Raw genomic sequence first — 15398 nt, 5'->3', positions numbered from 1 at the left:
CGTTTGTCGGCGATACCCGGCCCTGTGGTGGTGGGTCGGAGACTATTCGGTTGCAGTATCTCCCGTGCCCGACGCACCGCCCACCGTCTCGGCCGGCCCGTGCATTGCCTCACTGTCGCTTGCGGCGCCGGCCCCGTTGGACGCACCCTGCACGTCGCGTGCCCGCTTGGCGGCCTCGGCCGCGGCGGTGCCGGCCCGCCGCTTCACCACCCAGCCCTCGATGTTGCGCTGGCGTGCCCGGGCGACACCCATCGCACCCGCCGGTACGTCGTCCACGATGACCGAGCCGGCCGCCGTGTACGCGCCGTCGCCCACCTCGACCGGTGCCACGAACATGTTGTCCGCGCCGGTCCGGGCGTGGCTGCCGATCACCGTGCGGTGCTTGTGCACCCCGTCGTAGTTGACGAAGACCGACGCCGCGCCGATGTTGCTCTGCTCGCCGATCGTCGCGTCACCGACGTACGTCAGGTGCGGCACCTTGGAGCCGGCGCCGATCTCGGAGTTCTTCACCTCGACGAACGTGCCGACCTTCGCCTTGTCGGCGAGCCGTGCGGCGGGCCGCAGGTAGGCGTACGGGCCCACGCTGGCGCCCGCGCCCACCTCGGCGCCCACGGCGTGGCTGCGCACCACCGAGGCGGCCGGGCCGACGATCGTGTCGACAAGCGTGACGTCCGGCCCGACCAGCGTGCCCGCGCCGACCACCGTGCTGCCGCGCAGTTGGGTGTTCTGGTCGATGACCGCGTCGCGGTCCAGCACCACCGTCACGTCGATCCAGGTGGTCGCGGGGTCGAGCAGGCTGACCCCGGTCCGCATCCACGCCTCGTTGACCCGGTCGCGCAGCAGCCGGCGCAGCGTCGCCAGTTCCACCCGGTCGTTGCAGCCCAACGTCTCCACGTGGTCGTCGGCCACGTGGACCGCGACCGGCTCGCCGGCCGAGCGGAGCAACCCGAAGACGTCGGTCAGGTACTCCTCACCCTGGTCGTTGTCGGTGGAGAGCTTGCCCAGCGCGTCGCGCAGCCGCACCGCGTCGAACGCGTAGATGCCGGCGTTGATCTCCTGGATGGCGCGTTGCGTCGCGTCGGCGTCGCGCTCCTCGACGATCTGCTCCAGCCGCCCGTCCGCGTCCCGGACGATCCGGCCGAGCCCGGTCGGGTCGGGCACCTCGGCGGCCAGCACGGTCGCCGCCGCGGCGGCCTGCTCGTGCGCGGTGACCAACGCGCCGACCGTCTCCGGGCGCAGCAGGGGAACGTCCCCGTTGATCACCACGACGGTGCCGGCCCCGTCCGGTACGGCCTCCAGCGCGATGCGGGCGGCGTGCCCGGTGCCGAGCTGCTCGGCCTGGAGCACGGGAGTGGCGTCCGGGGCGACCTCGGTCAGGTGGGCGCGAACCTGGTCGGCGCCGTGCCCGACCACGACGACGGTGCGGTCGGCCGCCAGCGGGGCGGCCGCGCTCAGAACGTGGCCCAGCAGCGTGCGGCCGAGCAGGGGGTGCAGCACCTTTGGCAGTGTCGACTTCATCCGCTTGCCCTCACCGGCGGCGAGCACGACGACGGTACGAAGGTGGGGCTGGGGCACGACGTGGCTCCCGTCGGGACGGCGGACACTCTCGCGGTCATGCTAACCGCGAGGGCCGGCTCGGTTCCCTCTTACCCCCAGTGGGGCCCAGAACGGACCAAAGGGGGCAGCTCGGCCGCCAGGGTTCGAACCTGAAACACGGGTACCAAAGACCCGGGTGTTGCCAATTACACCACGGCCGATCAGCGACGCTAAGGCGTCACATCTGGGATGGGCATCCCGCGCTACACCTTAGCGCCCCGGCCGCCGGACGCCATCGCTCATTCCGCCCTACGCCTGGCGACGCGCCCGCCCGGGAGCGCCCCGGGCGGCCGTCCGGATTCGACTCGGACGTCGGTGACCGGCCGCCTGCGGTCGCTATCGGCGAGGCTCTGACCTGCCTCTCAGCGCCTTTTCGGAAACTTCCTCGTGCGATCTACGGTGCCGTAAGTTACGGTGACGTAGGCGTAGCTTCGTGATCCTTTCGTCCCCCCCTGCGAGGTGCCATGTCGACCACTGTGCTCGAACCCAACACCACCGGCCCCGGCCCGAAACCGCTCACCGACGGCAGCCAGTCCCCCGGGATCCTGGCCGGCCTGTGGGCGTTCGTCGTGATTCCCTTCGTGGCCCTGCTGGTCGCCGTCCCGGTGGCCTGGGGTGGCTGGCTGGGCTGGACCGACGTGGTCATCGGCCTGGTCTGGTACGTGGTCTGCGGGCTCGGTATCACCGTCGGCTTCCACCGGTACTTCACGCACGGCTCGTTCAAGGCCAAGCGGTGGCTGCGCGTCTCGCTGGCGGTCGCGGGTTCGTTGGCGGTGCAGGGCGAGATCATCCAGTGGGTGGCCGACCACCGGCGGCACCACGCCTTCTCCGACCTGGAGGGTGACCCGCACTCCCCGTGGCGCTTCGGCACCAGCTTCTGGGCGCTGACCCGCGGGCTGTTCCACGCCCACGTTGGCTGGTTGTTCCGTCGGGAGCTGTCCAACCGGGCACGGTTCGCGCCCGACCTGATCGCCGATCGCGACATCAGCCGTGTGGACCGGCTCTTCCCGGCCCTGGTGGCCATCTCGCTGCTCGGCCCGGCGCTGATCGGCGGCCTGGTCACCTGGTCGTGGCAGGGCGCGCTCACCGCGTTCTTCTGGGCCGGGCTGGTCCGGATCGGCCTGCTGCACCACGTCACCTGGGCGATCAACTCGGTCTGCCACGTCTACGGCGAGCGTCCGTTCGCCATGCGCCAGGGTGACCGGGCGTCGAACTTCTGGCCGCTGGCGATCCTGTCGTTCGGCGAGAGCTGGCACAACCTGCACCACGCCGACCCCACCAGCGCACGGCACGGCGTCCTGCGTGGCCAGGTGGACATCTCCGCCCGCGTCATCTGGTTGTTCGAGAAGATCGGTGCGGCGTCGCAGGTCCGCTGGCCGAAGCCGGAACGCATCGCGGCGAAGCTCGTGAAGCCGGTCCCACCCCGGTAAACCGGGCGGTACTCCTGGAGGGCGCCTGGCAGGATGGCCGGATGACCGAGCCAAGCGGGGGGACCGGACGGCTCGGCGGACAGGGCCGGGCCCCAACCGGGTGCGGTCGCACTGCACGGCGGGCGGCTGGGCCGCCCGCCAGTGAGGCGACGATGTGAGCGGGCACAACGGAGGCACCATCCCACGGCAGGGCGTCACCGAGCGCCAGCGAGGCGGCGACATGCCTGAGGTCAGCGACACTGCCGGAGGCCGGCGCGCGGCTGCGGCTTCCGCGGCCAAACCCAAAACCACCTCCCGGGTACGCATGTCGGCGGCCCAGCGGCGGGAGCAGTTGATCGCGACCGGCCGTCAACTGTTCGCCGAGCGCGGTTTCGACGCCACCTCCATCGAGGAGGTGGCGGCCCGCGCCAAGGTCTCGAAGCCGGTGGTCTACGAGCATTTCGGCGGCAAGGAAGGGCTCTACGCGGTGGTCGTGGACCGGGAGGTCCGTGCCCTACTGGACCGGATCACCACGGCGTTGACCGCCGGGCACCCGCGGGAGCTGTTGGAGCAGGCGGCGATGGCCCTGCTGGGCTACATCGAGGAGGAGACCAGCGGGTTCCGCGTGCTGGTCCGCGAGTCGCCGCTGATGTCCGCGACGGGCACCTTCAGCAGCGTGATGAACGACGTGGCACACCAGGTCGAGCACATTTTGGGCGCCGAATTCAAGAGCCGCGGGTACGACCCGAAGCTGGCCGAACTGTATTCGCAGGCGCTGGTGGGCATGGTCGCGCTGACCGGCAGTTGGTGGCTGGAGGTGCGCAAGCCACGTAAGGAGGTGGTGGCGGCGCACCTGGTCAACCTGGCCTGGAACGGGTTGTCGCACCTGGAGGCGAAACCGGGCCTGATCACCGCGCGCCGCCGCTGACCCGTCAGCGACGGCCGCGGCCGTTCCCGCTCAGCGGCGGTGCACCTCGGCGACCGGGTGGTTACGGCGTTGGCGTTCCGTCTCGGCGTGCTCCTCGGACCCGACCTTGTCGTAGAGGCCGGTGCCGAGCAGGATCAGGCCGAACACCATCGACACGACGACTGTCGACATCGAGAAGTTGAGGAAGTTCGCATCGGTCTGCAGCACCGACATCATGAGGATGCTGGTCGCCAGGAACACCGCGCCGGCGGTCAGGTTCATGTAGTGGCCGAGGTTGGTGCGCCGGGACGCCCCGATGATCAGAACGACTCCGAAGATCACCGAGGCGAGTGAGAAGGCCAGGTTGGTTCGCAGGCCGAGCGCCCAGTGGCTGCCCCGGTCGAAGAGCGGGTCACCGATCGTCTCGGCGACACCCCAGACGCCGAAGACCAGGATGTAGAGGCCGATCAGACCGGTCAGAACCCGGTAGAGCGGCCGTGCCGGATGGTTCACCGGAAAGTGCGGCATACCTCGGACCTCCTGAATTAACCGATTCAGGAGGATTGTCACCCGAGGCGACAGAAGCTGTCCCATGAACGGGCAAAGCGGAAGGGCCGCCGAAAGGCTGGACCAGGTCAGGTTTTCGCCGGAGCCCGAGCTGCGCAGGGATCAAGCCTGACCGCCCGGAGCAGCTCGGGCTCCGGCGAAAACCACAACAGCGACCAAGAAACGACCTCAGAGGACGAGGCGAGCCTTATGGAACGCCTCCGCCTCCTCCTCGGAGCCGACCTTGCCGTACATGCCGGCCATGAGCAGCACCAGGGAGGCCGTCAGCATGACGACCACGGTGAACACGTTGACATTGAAGATGTTGGCGTCGGTCCGGATGAACGCGAGGCTGGCCAGGCCGATCGCCATGAGGGCGTACGCCAGCCACTGGTTGATCGCCACGTCGATGTTGCGGCCGAGCGCGGTGCCGACCAGCACGATGATCCCGATAAGCACGCTGAACAGCGAGAACCCGAAGTTGGTGCCCTGACCGAGGACCTGGGTGTCGTCCTTAGCGAAAATCTCGTCGCCGGCGGTCGTGATGATGCCGAGCACACCGAAGACCACCAGGTACAGACCGGTCAGCCCGCCGATCGCCCGGTAGATCGGCCGCGCGGGGTGGTTGACGGGGGTGTGGGCCATGTCTGAGTCTCCAACGCCGTGGGTGAGGTGTCGCCGACGATTGTCCCGCATGTGGTGGTGTGACGCCGCACACGTCCCCCGGGGCGACGCGTTCCACCCCGGTCAGCTCTCGGGCAGGTCCTCGGCGAGGGTCATCCAGGTCTCCTCGATCCGCTCCCGTTCGGCGCGCAGGTCCTTGAGCTGGGTGTCCAGGTCGGCGACCTTGGCGTAGTCGGTGGCATCGGCGGCGAGCTGGTCCAGCAGGGTGACCTCGCGCTGGTCGAGCTTGCCGAGCTGCCGTTCCAGCCGGGTCAGCTCCTTGCGGGCCTGGCGGACGTCGGCCGCGGACATGCCGCCAGCAGAAGGGCCGGCGGACACGGTGGTCGGGCTGGCAGCGGTCCGGGGTGCACCGGCCCGTTCGGCGGTCCGGGCAAGGTACTCGTCGACGCCGCCGGGCAGGTGCACGAGCCGACCGTCGCCGAACATCCCGTACGCCGTGTCGGTGACCCGTTCGATGAGGTAGCGGTCGTGGCTGGCCACGATGATCGTGCCCGGCCACGAGTCGAGCAGATCCTCCAGCGCGGCCAGGGTGTCGGTGTCCAGGTCGTTGGTGGGCTCGTCGAAGAGCAGCACGTTGGGCTCACCCGCGAGCAGCCTCAGCATCTGCAACCGGCGGCGCTCACCGCCGGAGAGGTCGCTGACCGGTGTCCAGAGGCGGCGGTCGTCGAAACCGAAGACCTCGGCGAGCTGGGCGGCGGAGACCTCTCGGTCGCCGAGCTGGACGCGGCGGGCGACCTCCTCGACGGCTTCGAGGACCCGCAGGTGCCCGGGCAGCTCGGCGAGCTCCTGGGACAGGAACGCCGGCCGGACCGTGGAGCCCGTGTTGAAGCGGCCACCGTCGGGGCGGGTGATCCCGGCGAGCATCCGCAGCAGCGTGGTCTTGCCGGCGCCGTTGGCACCGAGAATGGCGATCCGGTCACCGGGGCCGACCAGCCACGTGGCGTCCCGCAGGATCTCTTTCGGCCCGGCGTGCAGCTCGACGTTCTCCAGGTCGTACACCTGCTTGCCGAGCCGGGAGGTGGCCATCCGCTGCAACGACATGGTGTCGCGGGCCGGCGGCACGTCGGCGATCAACGCGTTGGCGGCGTCGATGCGGAACTGGGGCTTCGAGGTGCGGGCCGGCGGGCCACGGCGCAGCCAGGCGATCTCCTTGCGGAGCAGGTTCTGCCGGCGGGCCTCGGTGGCGGCGGCGACGCGCTCACGCTCGGCTCGGGCGAGGATCCAGGCGGCGAACCCACCCTCGTACGCGCGGACGGCCTGGTCGGCGACCTCCCAGGTGGTGGTGCAGACCGCGTCCAGGAACCACCGGTCGTGGGTGACCACCACCAGGGAGCCCTTGCGACCGACCAGGTGCCGGGCCAGCCAGTCGACACCGGCGACGTCGAGGTGGTTGGTGGGCTCGTCGAGGATCAACAGGTCGGAGTCGCGGACGAGCAGCGCGGCGAGCGCCACCCGGCGCCGTTCGCCACCGGACATCGGGCCGACCGGCTGGTCGAGGCCGAGGTGTGGCATGCCGAGGCCGTCAAGGATGGCGCGCACCCCTGCGTCACCGGCCCACTCGTGCTCGGCGCCCATGCCCTCGCCGAGCCAGGCGGTGCCGAGCACGACGTCCCGGACGGTGGCGTCGGGGGCGAGCGCGAGCTGCTGCGGCAGCCAGAGCACGCGCAGGTCGCGGCGGTGGGTCACCCGGCCGTCGTCAGGGTCCTCCTGCTTGGTGAGCAGTCGCAGCAGGGTGGACTTGCCGGCACCGTTGAGGCCGACCACGCCGATCCGGTCGGCGTCGTCCAGGCCGAGCGAGACGTCCGTGAGCAGCCGCCCGGCGGCGCCGTACCCCTTGGACACCCGGTCCAGATTGACGATGTTGGCCACGTTCCACCCTTCATGATCAAGGCGTCCGGGTGCCGGCGGGCACCTGGACGCCTGCCACAAGGGTACGCGGACGCCCCGGCCTACCGCGCCGCGCGCCCACCGGCGGACGCGACGTCAGCCGACGCGGGCCCCGGCGACCGGGCCGTGCGCGACCCGCGCCTGTCGGCACACGCCCGCCGTGGCCAGCTCGGCGGCGATCCGCTCCGCGTTGGCCGCGTCGGGGGCGAGGAAGACGCAGGTCGGGCCGGAGCCGGAGACGATGCCGGCGAGCGCGCCGGCCGCCTCGCCGGCCTTGAGCGTGTCCGCCAGCGCCGGGCGCATCGCCAGGGCCGCGTCCTGAAGGTCGTTGCCGAGCGTACGGGCGAGGACCCGGGGGTCACGCTGACGCAGCGCGCCCAGCAGGGCATCGGTGCTGCCCAGCGGGGTGCCGGCGGCGCCGGAATCGCGAAGCCGGTCCAACTCGCGGTACGCGGCAGGCGTGGACAGGCCGACGTCGGCGATCGCCACGACCCAGTGCCAGGACGTCGGCCGGACCAGCACGGGGCTGACCGCCTCGCCCCGGCCGGTGCCCAGCGCGGTGCCGCCGTAGATCAGGAACGGCACGTCGGAGCCGAGGTCGGCGGCGATCCCGGCAAGCTCGTCGCGGGACAGCCCGGTGCCCCAGAGGGCGTCGCAGGCCACCAGCGCGGCGGCCGCGTCGGCACTGCCGCCGGCCAGCCCACCGGCGAGCGGGATCTGCTTGCGCAGGTGCAGTCGGGCGTGCGGCAGCACCCCCGCGTACCCGGCGAGGGCGTGCGCGGCGCGGATCACCAGGTTGGTGTCGTCCAACGCCAGCTCGCCGGTGCCCTCGCCCTCCATGGTCAGGGCGAGGGTGTCGCCCCGGCGGGCCGTCAGCTCGTCGTAGATCGAGATGGCGTGGTAGACGGTGTTCAACTCGTGGTAGCCGTCGCGGCGCAGCGGACCCACCCCGAGGTGCAGGTTGATCTTCGCGGGCACCCGGACCCTCACCGGCCCGACGGCCCCGCGCCGCTCGTCCTCGTCGTCCGGTCGCCAGGCCTCGGTCACGGGGTGACGTCCCGCACGAGCAGGCGAGTGTCGAACGGCTTGATCAAGGTCAACTCCTTGGCGGGCACGGCGTCAGCCTACTTCGCGGCCGGCGTACCGACCGGGGCCGACGCGGCGATGGCGGCGAACTGCTCGACGGTCAACGACTCCCCCCGGGCGCCGGGGTCGACGCCGGCCGCGATGAGCGCGGCGGCGGCCCGGTCCGCGCCGCCGGCCCAGCCGGCCAGCGCGGCGCGCAGGGTCTTGCGACGCTGCGCGAACGCCGCGTCCACCACTGCGAAGACCCGTTCCCGGGGTACGTCGTCGCGAGGCGGTTCGTGGCAGGTGAAGGCCACCAGGCCGGAGTCGACGTTCGGCACCGGCCAGAACACGTTCGGCGGCACCCGACCGGCGCTGCGGGCCTTCGCGTACCAGGCGAGCTTGACCGACGGGATGCCGTACACCTTCGAGCCGGGACCGGCGACCAACCGGTCGGCGACCTCTTTCTGCACCATGACCAGGCCGTGCCGCAGGGTGGGCAGCTCGGCGAGCAGGTTCAGCACCACCGGCACGGCCACGTTGTAGGGCAGGTTCGCCACCAGCGCGGTCGGCGGCGGGTCGGCCAGTTCGGCGGCGCGAACGCGCAGCGCGTCGGCGCGGTGCACGGTGAGCCGGTCGGCGTCCGGCCCGGCGTGCCGCGCGGCGGTCTCCGGCAGCGCCCCGGCGAGCACCGGGTCGATCTCGACGGCGTGCACGTGCCCGGCGACGGGCAGCAGCCCCAGGGTGAGCGAGCCGAGCCCGGGGCCGACCTCCAGGGCCACGTCGTCGGGGGTCAGGCCGGCGGCGGTGACGATCCGGCGCACGGTGTTCGGGTCGTGCACGAAGTTCTGGCCCAGCTTCTTGGTGGGCGCGACGCCCAGCCGGGCGGCGAGTTCCCGGATCTCCGCCGGGCCGAGGAGACCGGTCATGGCTGGCAGCGTAGCGGCGTCGTCGGGGCCGACCGGCGGGCCGGGCTCACCACGGGCCGAAGACCCGGTCGCCGGTGGCCGAGATGGCCGCGCACAGCTCGTCCAGGTCGGTGCCGGTGGTAGCGGCGAGCGAGCGGACGGTGAGCGGAATCAGGTACGAGGCGTTCGGCCGGCCACGGTGCGGCATCGGGGTGAGGTACGGGGCGTCGGTCTCCACCAGGATCTGGTCCACCGGGGTCAGCGCGGCGGCCTCCCGCAGCGCGCCGGCGCTGCCGAAGGTGACCGTGCCGGCGAAGCTGAGCAGGAAGCCGCGGCGGACGCACTCGCGGGCGAAGTCGGCGTCACCGGAGAAGCAGTGCAGCACCACCGTGTCCGGGGCGCCCTCGTCGTCGAGGATCCGCAGCACGTCGGCGTGCGCCTCCCGGTCGTGGATGACCAACGCCCGGTCGTACCGCTTGGCGATGGCGATGTGCGCGCGGAAGCTCTCCTCCTGCGCGGCGCGCCCCTCGTCGCCGGTCCGGAAGAAGTCCATCCCGGTCTCGCCGATCCCCCGGACCCGGTCGCGGGCGGCCAACGACTCGATCTCCCGCAGCGCCTCGTCGAGGTCGGCCAGTCGGGGCGCCTCGTTGGGGTGCAGCGCCACGGTGGCCAGCACGGCGGGATGACTGTCGGCGATGTCCGCGCCCCAGCGCGAGGAGGCCACGTCCACGCCCACCTGGACCAGCCGGTCCACGCCGACCGTGGCGGCCACCCCGACCGCCGCGGCGATCGGGTCGTCGGCCGACCCGCCACCGGGCACGCCGGCCTCGCTGACGGTGAGGTCCAGGTGGGTGTGGCTGTCCAGCACCGGCCGGGGCAGTGGCTCGGGGGCGGGCGGGAACTCTCCGGCCCGCCGGGCGGCACGTTCGCGGCGGGTTTCAGTCGGCTCGCTCATCAGCGACAGCATCACACACCGGGGCTGTCCATCCGCCCGCCACCCGGCGTTCACCTCGACTACGCCGCGCGACTCTAGCGTGCCACCGAGCGAGCGTGGCGAGCGAACGGCAGGCACAGCAGCGTGACGCGAGGCGACGGCACGGAGCGAGGCGGAGTGCTGGCAATGAGCGGACTGAGTGCGCCACCGGGTCGTGTCGGCCCGCATCTCACCGAGCAGAGGGAGGTGGCGGCATGAGCGTCAGCCCTCGGGCCGGCGGCGCCGCCGACGAACGGACCGGACTGCGCGTGGCGTTCGGTGGCGGGACGTATCCGGCCGAGGAGATCGCCCGGGGTGCCGCGTACGAGCTGTTCAGCGCCAGCGAGGTGGCCGGCTTCGAGTGGGCGCCCCGGTCCGGCGGCGCCCTGCCGTGGCGTCGGTTCGTGCACGTCACCGAGGTGACCGCGGTGCACGGGGCCACCGAGGCGGCCGAGGAGCCGGAGACTCCGCTGATGATGCCGGCGCACCGGGAGCAGGGCTGGGCCCACCTGCACCAACTCAGCCAGCAGCCGGCCGCGGCGGGCGATCCGACTCTCGTCGCCGTACGCGCGTCGGCGGTCGTGCGGCGGGGCACCCGGATGGTGAAGATGCTCTCCGCCCGGCAACTCTCCGGCTACGTGCGGGGCTGGCTGCCGCACGGCTTCTGTTACCGGGAGCACGATGTGGCGCACCTGCGCACTCCGGCGGCGACGACGGTGCTGCGCACCGACGGGGACACCAGCCGGGACGGCCTGGACGTCGCGTACGCGCTGCGGTGGCGGGCCGCCGACCCGGGTGACTACGACGTACCGGCGGGCGGGGCACACCGGGGGCTGACCGCCCTCGCATCCCGGGACCGGCTGGGTCCACCGGTGCTGGGCACCGGCTTCGTGCCGAGCAACGGCCAGCTCATCCCGGAGTTCATCACCCGGGACTTCGCCGATCTGCCGATGCCGGCGAACGCCACCCTGCTCGCGTACCCCGCCGACGGGGTGGAGGTGGTGCTCTACACCTACCAGGCCGAGCAGCGCGGGTGGCTGCGGATGGCGGGCCCGCAGTGGCGGCACCTGCTGGCGGCGGTGCCGGATCTGTCCCCGGACCAGGAGTACGTGCCGACCGGGGACGCCCCGCGCTCCACCCAACTGGTCGGCATGTACGGCGACACCGAGTACGAGGCGGTGGCCGACCTGCCCGGCGGCTTCCGGGTGCTGGCGATGACCCGGGCGGCCCGGTACCCGGTGGAGTTGGTGGCCCGCCGACTGCGGTTCGCGCAGTGGCGGGGCGTGCCGTGCCTCGTGCTGCGGGAGGAGGCCGGCTGGCTGCGGTTGCGGCTGCGCTACCCGGATCCGGATTCGGTGGTCACCACCGGCGCGCAGTGCCACGACCGTGGCGTCTACGAGACGTGGGCGCCGGCCGCCGAGGTGACCGACGACCAGGTGATGGACACCCGGTACGCGATGTGACGACGCGCGGCGGTAGGACGCTCACCGCCGCGCGTCGAGCGCTCAGCCGCTCAGCCGGCCAGGCGGGCCAGCTCCTCGTCGACGATCGACGGGTCGAGCTTGCGGAACACCGGCGTCGGCGCGGCCAGGGGCCGGCCGGCCTCCAGCGGCACCGACTCCCAGCGCGCACCGACCGTGTAGTCCCCGGTCAGCACCGGGTACGCCGGCCCGCCGTCCAGGTCGTCGACCTGCTCGATGACCGGCATCGGCGCGTGCACACCGGTGCCGCCGAGCAGCTCGTGCACCTGCTGCGCGGAGTGCGGCAGGAACGGGGTGAGCAGCGTGTTGGCGTCGCTGACCACCTGGAGGGCGACGTGCAGGATGGTGCCCTGGCGGGGCTTGTCGGCCTCAGCCTTGAGCTTCCACGGCGCCTGGTCGGAGAGGTACTTGTTGGCCTCGGCGACCACCTTCATCGCCTCACCGATTGCCTGCTTCTGCCGGTGCCGGCCGATCAGGTCGCCGACCGTGGTGAAGCCCGCCCGGGCCACCGCGAGCAGCGCCTCGTCGGCCTCGGTGAGGCCCGCCGGGTCGACGGGCGGGATCGCGCCGAAGTTCTTCGCCGCCATCGAGATGGATCGGTTGACCAGGTTGCCCCAGCCGGCGACCAGTTCGTCGTTGTTGCGGCGGAGGAACTCGGCCCAGGTGAAGTCCGTGTCGTTGCTCTCCGGGCCAGCAGCGGCGATGAAGTACCGCAGCGCGTCGGCGTCGTAGCGCTCCAGGAAGTCCCGGACGTAGATGACCACCTTGCGGGACGAGGAGAACTTGCGCCCCTCCATGGTCAGGTACTCGCTGGAGACCACCTCGGTCGGCAGGTTGAGCCGACCCAGCTCGCCCGGCTCACCGTCGCGGGAGCCCTCGCCCGAGTAACCGGAGAGCAGCGCCGGCCAGATCACCGAGTGGAAGACGATGTTGTCCTTGCCCATGAAGTAGTACGACCGGGCGTCCTTGCCCTCGCCGTCGGTCGACCACCACCTGCGCCACGCCTCCGGGTCGCCGGAGCGGCGCGCCCACTCGATCGAGGCGGACAGGTAGCCGATCACCGCGTCGAACCAGACGTAGATCCGCTTGTCGGGCCGGTCCCGCCAGCCGTCCAGCGGGATCGGTACGCCCCATTCCAGGTCCCGGGTGATCGCCCGGGGCTGGAGGTCGTCGAGCAGGTTGCGGGAGAACCGCAGCACGTTGGGCCGCCACCCCTCCCGGTTGTCCAGCCACTGCCGCAGCACGTCGGCCAGGGCGGGCAGGTCCAGGAAGAAGTGCTCGGTCTCGACGAACTTCGGGGTCTCCCCGTTGATCCGCGACTTCGGGTCGATCAGGTCGATCGGGTCGAGCTGGTTGCCGCAGTTGTCGCACTGGTCGCCCCGCGCGCTGTCGTACCCGCAGATCGGGCAGGTGCCCTCGATGTACCGGTCGGGCAGGGTGCGCCCGGTGGACGGCGAGATCGCACCCATCGTGGTCTTGGGCACGATGTAGCCGTTGCGGTACATCCCCTCGAACAACTCCTGCACCACGGCGTAGTGGTTGCGGGTGGTGGTGCGGGTGAACAGGTCGTAGGAGAGCCCGAGGCCGTGCAGGTCCTCGACGATCACCCTGTTGTACCGGTCGGCCAGCTCGCGCGGGGTGACCCCGTCGGCGTCGGCCTGCACCTGGATGGGGGTGCCGTGCTCGTCGGTGCCCGAGACCATGAGCACGTCGTGGCCGGCCATCCGCATATACCGGGCGAAGACGTCGGAGGGAACGCCGAAACCGGAGACGTGGCCGATGTGGCGGGGGCCGTTGGCGTACGGCCAGGCCACTGCCGCGAGAACGTGACTCATGAGCAGCAAGCCTAGTGACCCGTCCGGGGAGCCCGCGAACCAATAGGGGGTGCCGGCCCGGCGGACCGGGCCGACCACCCCAGCCAATGGTCCGATTTGTCGCCGACACGCTGTCAAGCTGCCCGTTCTGCCTCCGTGACCGGTGTGCAATGAACGTCGTGACTGGCAGACGAGCGGCCCGGGATCACGACGACCCTCCCACCGGGCCGGTGGTCGGCGACGAGCCCGCCCCGGCGCCCGGCGCGTCCCGGAGCGCCGGGGTAGCGCCCCAGCCCCGGTTGGTGCCCGACACCGACAGGAGCGGCACCGACAGGAGCGGCCCGTCGGCCGACACGGTGACGACGGCCGAGACGGCGACGGCCGACACGGTGACGACGGCCGAGACGGCGACGGCCGACACGGTGACGACGGCTGACCCGGCCGGGGCGACGGTCGAAGTGGAGCCGACCACCGGGGCACCGGTGGACGCGGTGCCGCGCCGGGTGCCGGTCCGCCAGCAGAACCGCTGGCACCAGGGCGCCCGCCGGCTCGACGCCGACGCACCAGAGGACGAGGGCAGCGCCTTCTGGGCGCCGATCGAGCAGGTGCACTGGGACGGCACCCCGGTGCGGCAGGACACCGAGCCCCAGCGGGACCGGCGGCCCGCCCGCCGCGCGCCGACCCGGACGACGGCGCTGCCGGACCCGCTGCCCGGGCTGGCCGCGCTGGTGCTGCTGAGCCTGGTCGCGGCCTTCTTCGCCTGGGTCAGCGCCGGGCCGTTCTGGCTCGCGGTCGGGCATGCCCGGGTCGGCACCGTGGTGATCGACGAGTGCACCGGCAGCGGGCTGTCCCAGCGGTGCCGGGGCATCTTCACGGCGGACGACGGACGGTTCCTGGCCCACGGGGTACGCGTCAGCGGTGTGCCCATCGGAAGCGACGCTCCCGGGACGGCGCTGCCGGCGCGGATGACCGGCCCGGGCAGCGGCACCGCGTACGCCGACACCGGCGCGGGTCGGCACCTGCGCTGGCTGCCCGGCCTGCTGGTCGTGGCCGGCTGCGCCGCCGGCATCGCCCGGTGGACCGGCGCGACCCGGTTGCCCGGTCGGCGGCACCGCCGCTGGGCGGTGACCGCCGCGCTGGCCGGCCCTGCGCTGATCACTCTCGGATTCCTCATCGCCGCGTGGTGAACCCGGCGCGGGTCGGGAGCCCCGGTCAGCTGTGCACGATCGTGTAGACGTCGCGGCGACGCAGGGCGTACTCGGTGGCGACGTCGGTGATGGCGTCGCGGCGGGACCGGCCGGCGGCCTCGCGCTCGGCGACCGCCGCGCGCAGGGTGTCGTCGTCGGGACGTTCCGGGGCGGTCACCGGCGCACCGGCGACCACCAGGGTGATCTCGCCACGCGGGTCGCCCTCGGCGGCCCATCGGGCGAGTTCGCCGAGGGGGCGGCGGAGCACCTCCTCGTAGGTCTTGGTGAGCTCACGGCAGAGCGCGGCCGGCCGGTCCGCGCCGAACGTGTCGGCCAGGTCGGCGAGCGCCGCGCCGATCCGGTGTGGCGCCTCGAAGAAGACCAGGGTGCGCTCCTCGGCGGCGAGCGCCCGCAGTCGGGACCGGCGGGCGCCGGGCGTCCGGGGCAGGAATCCCTCGAAGCAGAACCTGTCGCAGGGCAGCCCGGAGACGGCGAGGGCGGTGGTCACCGCGCTTGGCCCGGGGGCGACGGTGACCGGCGCCCCGACGTCGAGCGTGGCCCGGACCAGCCGGTAGCCCGGGTCGGAGACGCTCGGCATGCCGCCGTCGGTGACCAGCGCCACCGTGTACCCGCCGAGGATGACCTCCACGAGTTCGGGGGTTCGCCGCTCCTCGTTGCCCTCGAAGTAGGAGACGATCCGGCCCCCGATGGTGATGTCGAGGTCGCGGGCCAGCCGGGTGAGGCGACGCGTGTCCTCGGCGGCGACCACGTCGGCGCTGACCAGCACGTCCCGGAACCGGGCCGACGCGTCGGCGGGGTTGCCGAGCGGAGCACCGAGCAGGATCAGGCGCCCAGCTTCGGACATTTCACCCACGACATCGTCTCCTTCATCGACAATCGATACCGGTATCAGGGACGACGGGCGCCACCGGACACCTTGG

The 15398-nt window shown here is 72.3% G+C and carries 13 protein-coding genes and 1 tRNA gene; 4 read left to right on the top strand and 10 right to left on the bottom strand.

The window, feature by feature from the left end; genetic code table 11:
• Positions 1-42 precede the first annotated feature (42 nt).
• The gene (gene glmU / locus ABZ780_RS07865) at positions 43-1575 is read right to left on the bottom strand and encodes a bifunctional UDP-N-acetylglucosamine diphosphorylase/glucosamine-1-phosphate N-acetyltransferase GlmU (RefSeq protein WP_357485096.1); all 1533 of its coding nucleotides are present in this window, start codon (positions 1573-1575) and stop codon (positions 43-45) included.
• A 110-nt stretch (positions 1576-1685) separates the two neighbouring features.
• Positions 1686-1757 (bottom strand) — tRNA-Gln (locus tag ABZ780_RS07860).
• Between the two features lie 303 nt (positions 1758-2060).
• Between ABZ780_RS07860 and ABZ780_RS07855 the strand changes: the two genes are divergently transcribed.
• Positions 2061-3026 (top strand): acyl-CoA desaturase, encoded by a 966-nt coding sequence (locus tag ABZ780_RS07855; RefSeq protein WP_357485094.1) that lies wholly within the window; start codon positions 2061-2063, stop codon positions 3024-3026.
• Positions 3027-3246: 220 nt separating this feature from the next.
• Positions 3247-3933, top strand: coding sequence for a TetR/AcrR family transcriptional regulator (locus ABZ780_RS07850; RefSeq protein WP_357009314.1), 687 nt, complete (start codon positions 3247-3249; stop codon positions 3931-3933).
• 30 nt (positions 3934-3963) lie between these two features.
• Here ABZ780_RS07850 and ABZ780_RS07845 read toward each other — a convergent pair whose 3' ends face one another.
• The 6 genes from ABZ780_RS07845 to ABZ780_RS07820 all read right to left on the bottom strand — a co-directional run bounded on the left by ABZ780_RS07845 (position 3964) and on the right by ABZ780_RS07820 (position 9969).
• Positions 3964-4440 carry a DUF4383 domain-containing protein gene (locus tag ABZ780_RS07845; RefSeq protein WP_357009316.1) on the bottom strand — a complete coding sequence of 159 codons (477 nt, stop codon included), beginning with the start codon at positions 4438-4440 and terminating at the stop codon, positions 3964-3966.
• A gap of 207 nt (positions 4441-4647) precedes the next feature.
• The gene (locus ABZ780_RS07840; RefSeq protein WP_357485091.1) at positions 4648-5103 is read right to left on the bottom strand and encodes a DUF4383 domain-containing protein; all 456 of its coding nucleotides are present in this window, start codon (positions 5101-5103) and stop codon (positions 4648-4650) included.
• 102 nt (positions 5104-5205) lie between these two features.
• Positions 5206-7011: an ABC-F family ATP-binding cassette domain-containing protein gene (locus ABZ780_RS07835; RefSeq protein WP_357009322.1), complete on the bottom strand. Its 1806-nt coding sequence runs from the start codon at positions 7009-7011 to the stop codon at positions 5206-5208.
• A 114-nt stretch (positions 7012-7125) separates the two neighbouring features.
• Positions 7126-8076 carry a 4-(cytidine 5'-diphospho)-2-C-methyl-D-erythritol kinase gene (locus ABZ780_RS07830; protein ID WP_357485088.1) on the bottom strand — a complete coding sequence of 317 codons (951 nt, stop codon included), beginning with the start codon at positions 8074-8076 and terminating at the stop codon, positions 7126-7128.
• A 77-nt stretch (positions 8077-8153) separates the two neighbouring features.
• Complete coding sequence (gene rsmA, locus ABZ780_RS07825) at positions 8154-9023, bottom strand: 16S rRNA (adenine(1518)-N(6)/adenine(1519)-N(6))-dimethyltransferase RsmA (RefSeq protein WP_357009326.1); 870 nt, start codon at positions 9021-9023, stop codon at positions 8154-8156.
• Between the two features lie 46 nt (positions 9024-9069).
• The gene (locus ABZ780_RS07820) at positions 9070-9969 is read right to left on the bottom strand and encodes a TatD family hydrolase (protein WP_357485085.1); all 900 of its coding nucleotides are present in this window, start codon (positions 9967-9969) and stop codon (positions 9070-9072) included.
• Positions 9970-10190: 221 nt separating this feature from the next.
• Between ABZ780_RS07820 and ABZ780_RS07815 the strand changes: the two genes are divergently transcribed.
• Positions 10191-11438, top strand: coding sequence for a hypothetical protein (locus ABZ780_RS07815; RefSeq protein WP_357485083.1), 1248 nt, complete (start codon positions 10191-10193; stop codon positions 11436-11438).
• A gap of 50 nt (positions 11439-11488) precedes the next feature.
• On the opposite strand, the gene metG is transcribed toward ABZ780_RS07815, so the two are convergent.
• A complete protein-coding gene (gene metG / locus ABZ780_RS07810) occupies positions 11489-13291 on the bottom strand; it encodes a methionine--tRNA ligase (RefSeq protein ID WP_357485080.1) in 1803 nt (600 codons plus the stop codon).
• A 149-nt stretch (positions 13292-13440) separates the two neighbouring features.
• Here metG and ABZ780_RS07805 point away from each other — a divergent pair, with 149 nt between their 5' ends.
• Positions 13441-14457 carry a hypothetical protein gene (locus ABZ780_RS07805; protein WP_357485078.1) on the top strand — a complete coding sequence of 339 codons (1017 nt, stop codon included), beginning with the start codon at positions 13441-13443 and terminating at the stop codon, positions 14455-14457.
• A gap of 25 nt (positions 14458-14482) precedes the next feature.
• Here ABZ780_RS07805 and rsmI read toward each other — a convergent pair whose 3' ends face one another.
• Positions 14483-15331 carry a 16S rRNA (cytidine(1402)-2'-O)-methyltransferase gene (rsmI, locus tag ABZ780_RS07800; RefSeq protein ID WP_357485075.1) on the bottom strand — a complete coding sequence of 283 codons (849 nt, stop codon included), beginning with the start codon at positions 15329-15331 and terminating at the stop codon, positions 14483-14485.
• Positions 15332-15398 lie beyond the last annotated feature (67 nt).

It is taken from the genome of Micromonospora sp. NPDC047467 (assembly GCF_040643095.1).
GTDB lineage: Bacteria > Actinomycetota > Actinomycetes > Mycobacteriales > Micromonosporaceae > Micromonospora.
The sequence above is the reverse complement of the archived record's forward strand: the minus strand, read 5'-3'. Positions and strand labels throughout refer to the sequence as shown.

Excerpts from the sequence above, each read along its gene's own strand:
- ABZ780_RS07855 (WP_357485094.1), top strand. The coding sequence starts at position 2,061 with ATGTCGACCACTGTGCTCGAACCCAACACCACCGGCCCCGGCCCGAAA.
- ABZ780_RS07850 (WP_357009314.1), top strand. The coding sequence starts at position 3,247 with ATGCCTGAGGTCAGCGACACTGCCGGAGGCCGGCGCGCGGCTGCGGCT.
- ABZ780_RS07845 (WP_357009316.1), bottom strand. The coding sequence starts at position 4,440 with ATGCCGCACTTTCCGGTGAACCATCCGGCACGGCCGCTCTACCGGGTT.
- ABZ780_RS07840 (WP_357485091.1), bottom strand. The coding sequence starts at position 5,103 with ATGGCCCACACCCCCGTCAACCACCCCGCGCGGCCGATCTACCGGGCG.
- rsmA (WP_357009326.1), bottom strand. The coding sequence starts at position 9,023 with ATGACCGGTCTCCTCGGCCCGGCGGAGATCCGGGAACTCGCCGCCCGG.
- ABZ780_RS07820 (WP_357485085.1), bottom strand. The coding sequence starts at position 9,969 with ATGCTGTCGCTGATGAGCGAGCCGACTGAAACCCGCCGCGAACGTGCC.
- ABZ780_RS07815 (WP_357485083.1), top strand. The coding sequence starts at position 10,191 with ATGAGCGTCAGCCCTCGGGCCGGCGGCGCCGCCGACGAACGGACCGGA.
- metG (WP_357485080.1), bottom strand. The coding sequence starts at position 13,291 with ATGAGTCACGTTCTCGCGGCAGTGGCCTGGCCGTACGCCAACGGCCCC.
- ABZ780_RS07805 (WP_357485078.1), top strand. The coding sequence starts at position 13,441 with ATGAACGTCGTGACTGGCAGACGAGCGGCCCGGGATCACGACGACCCT.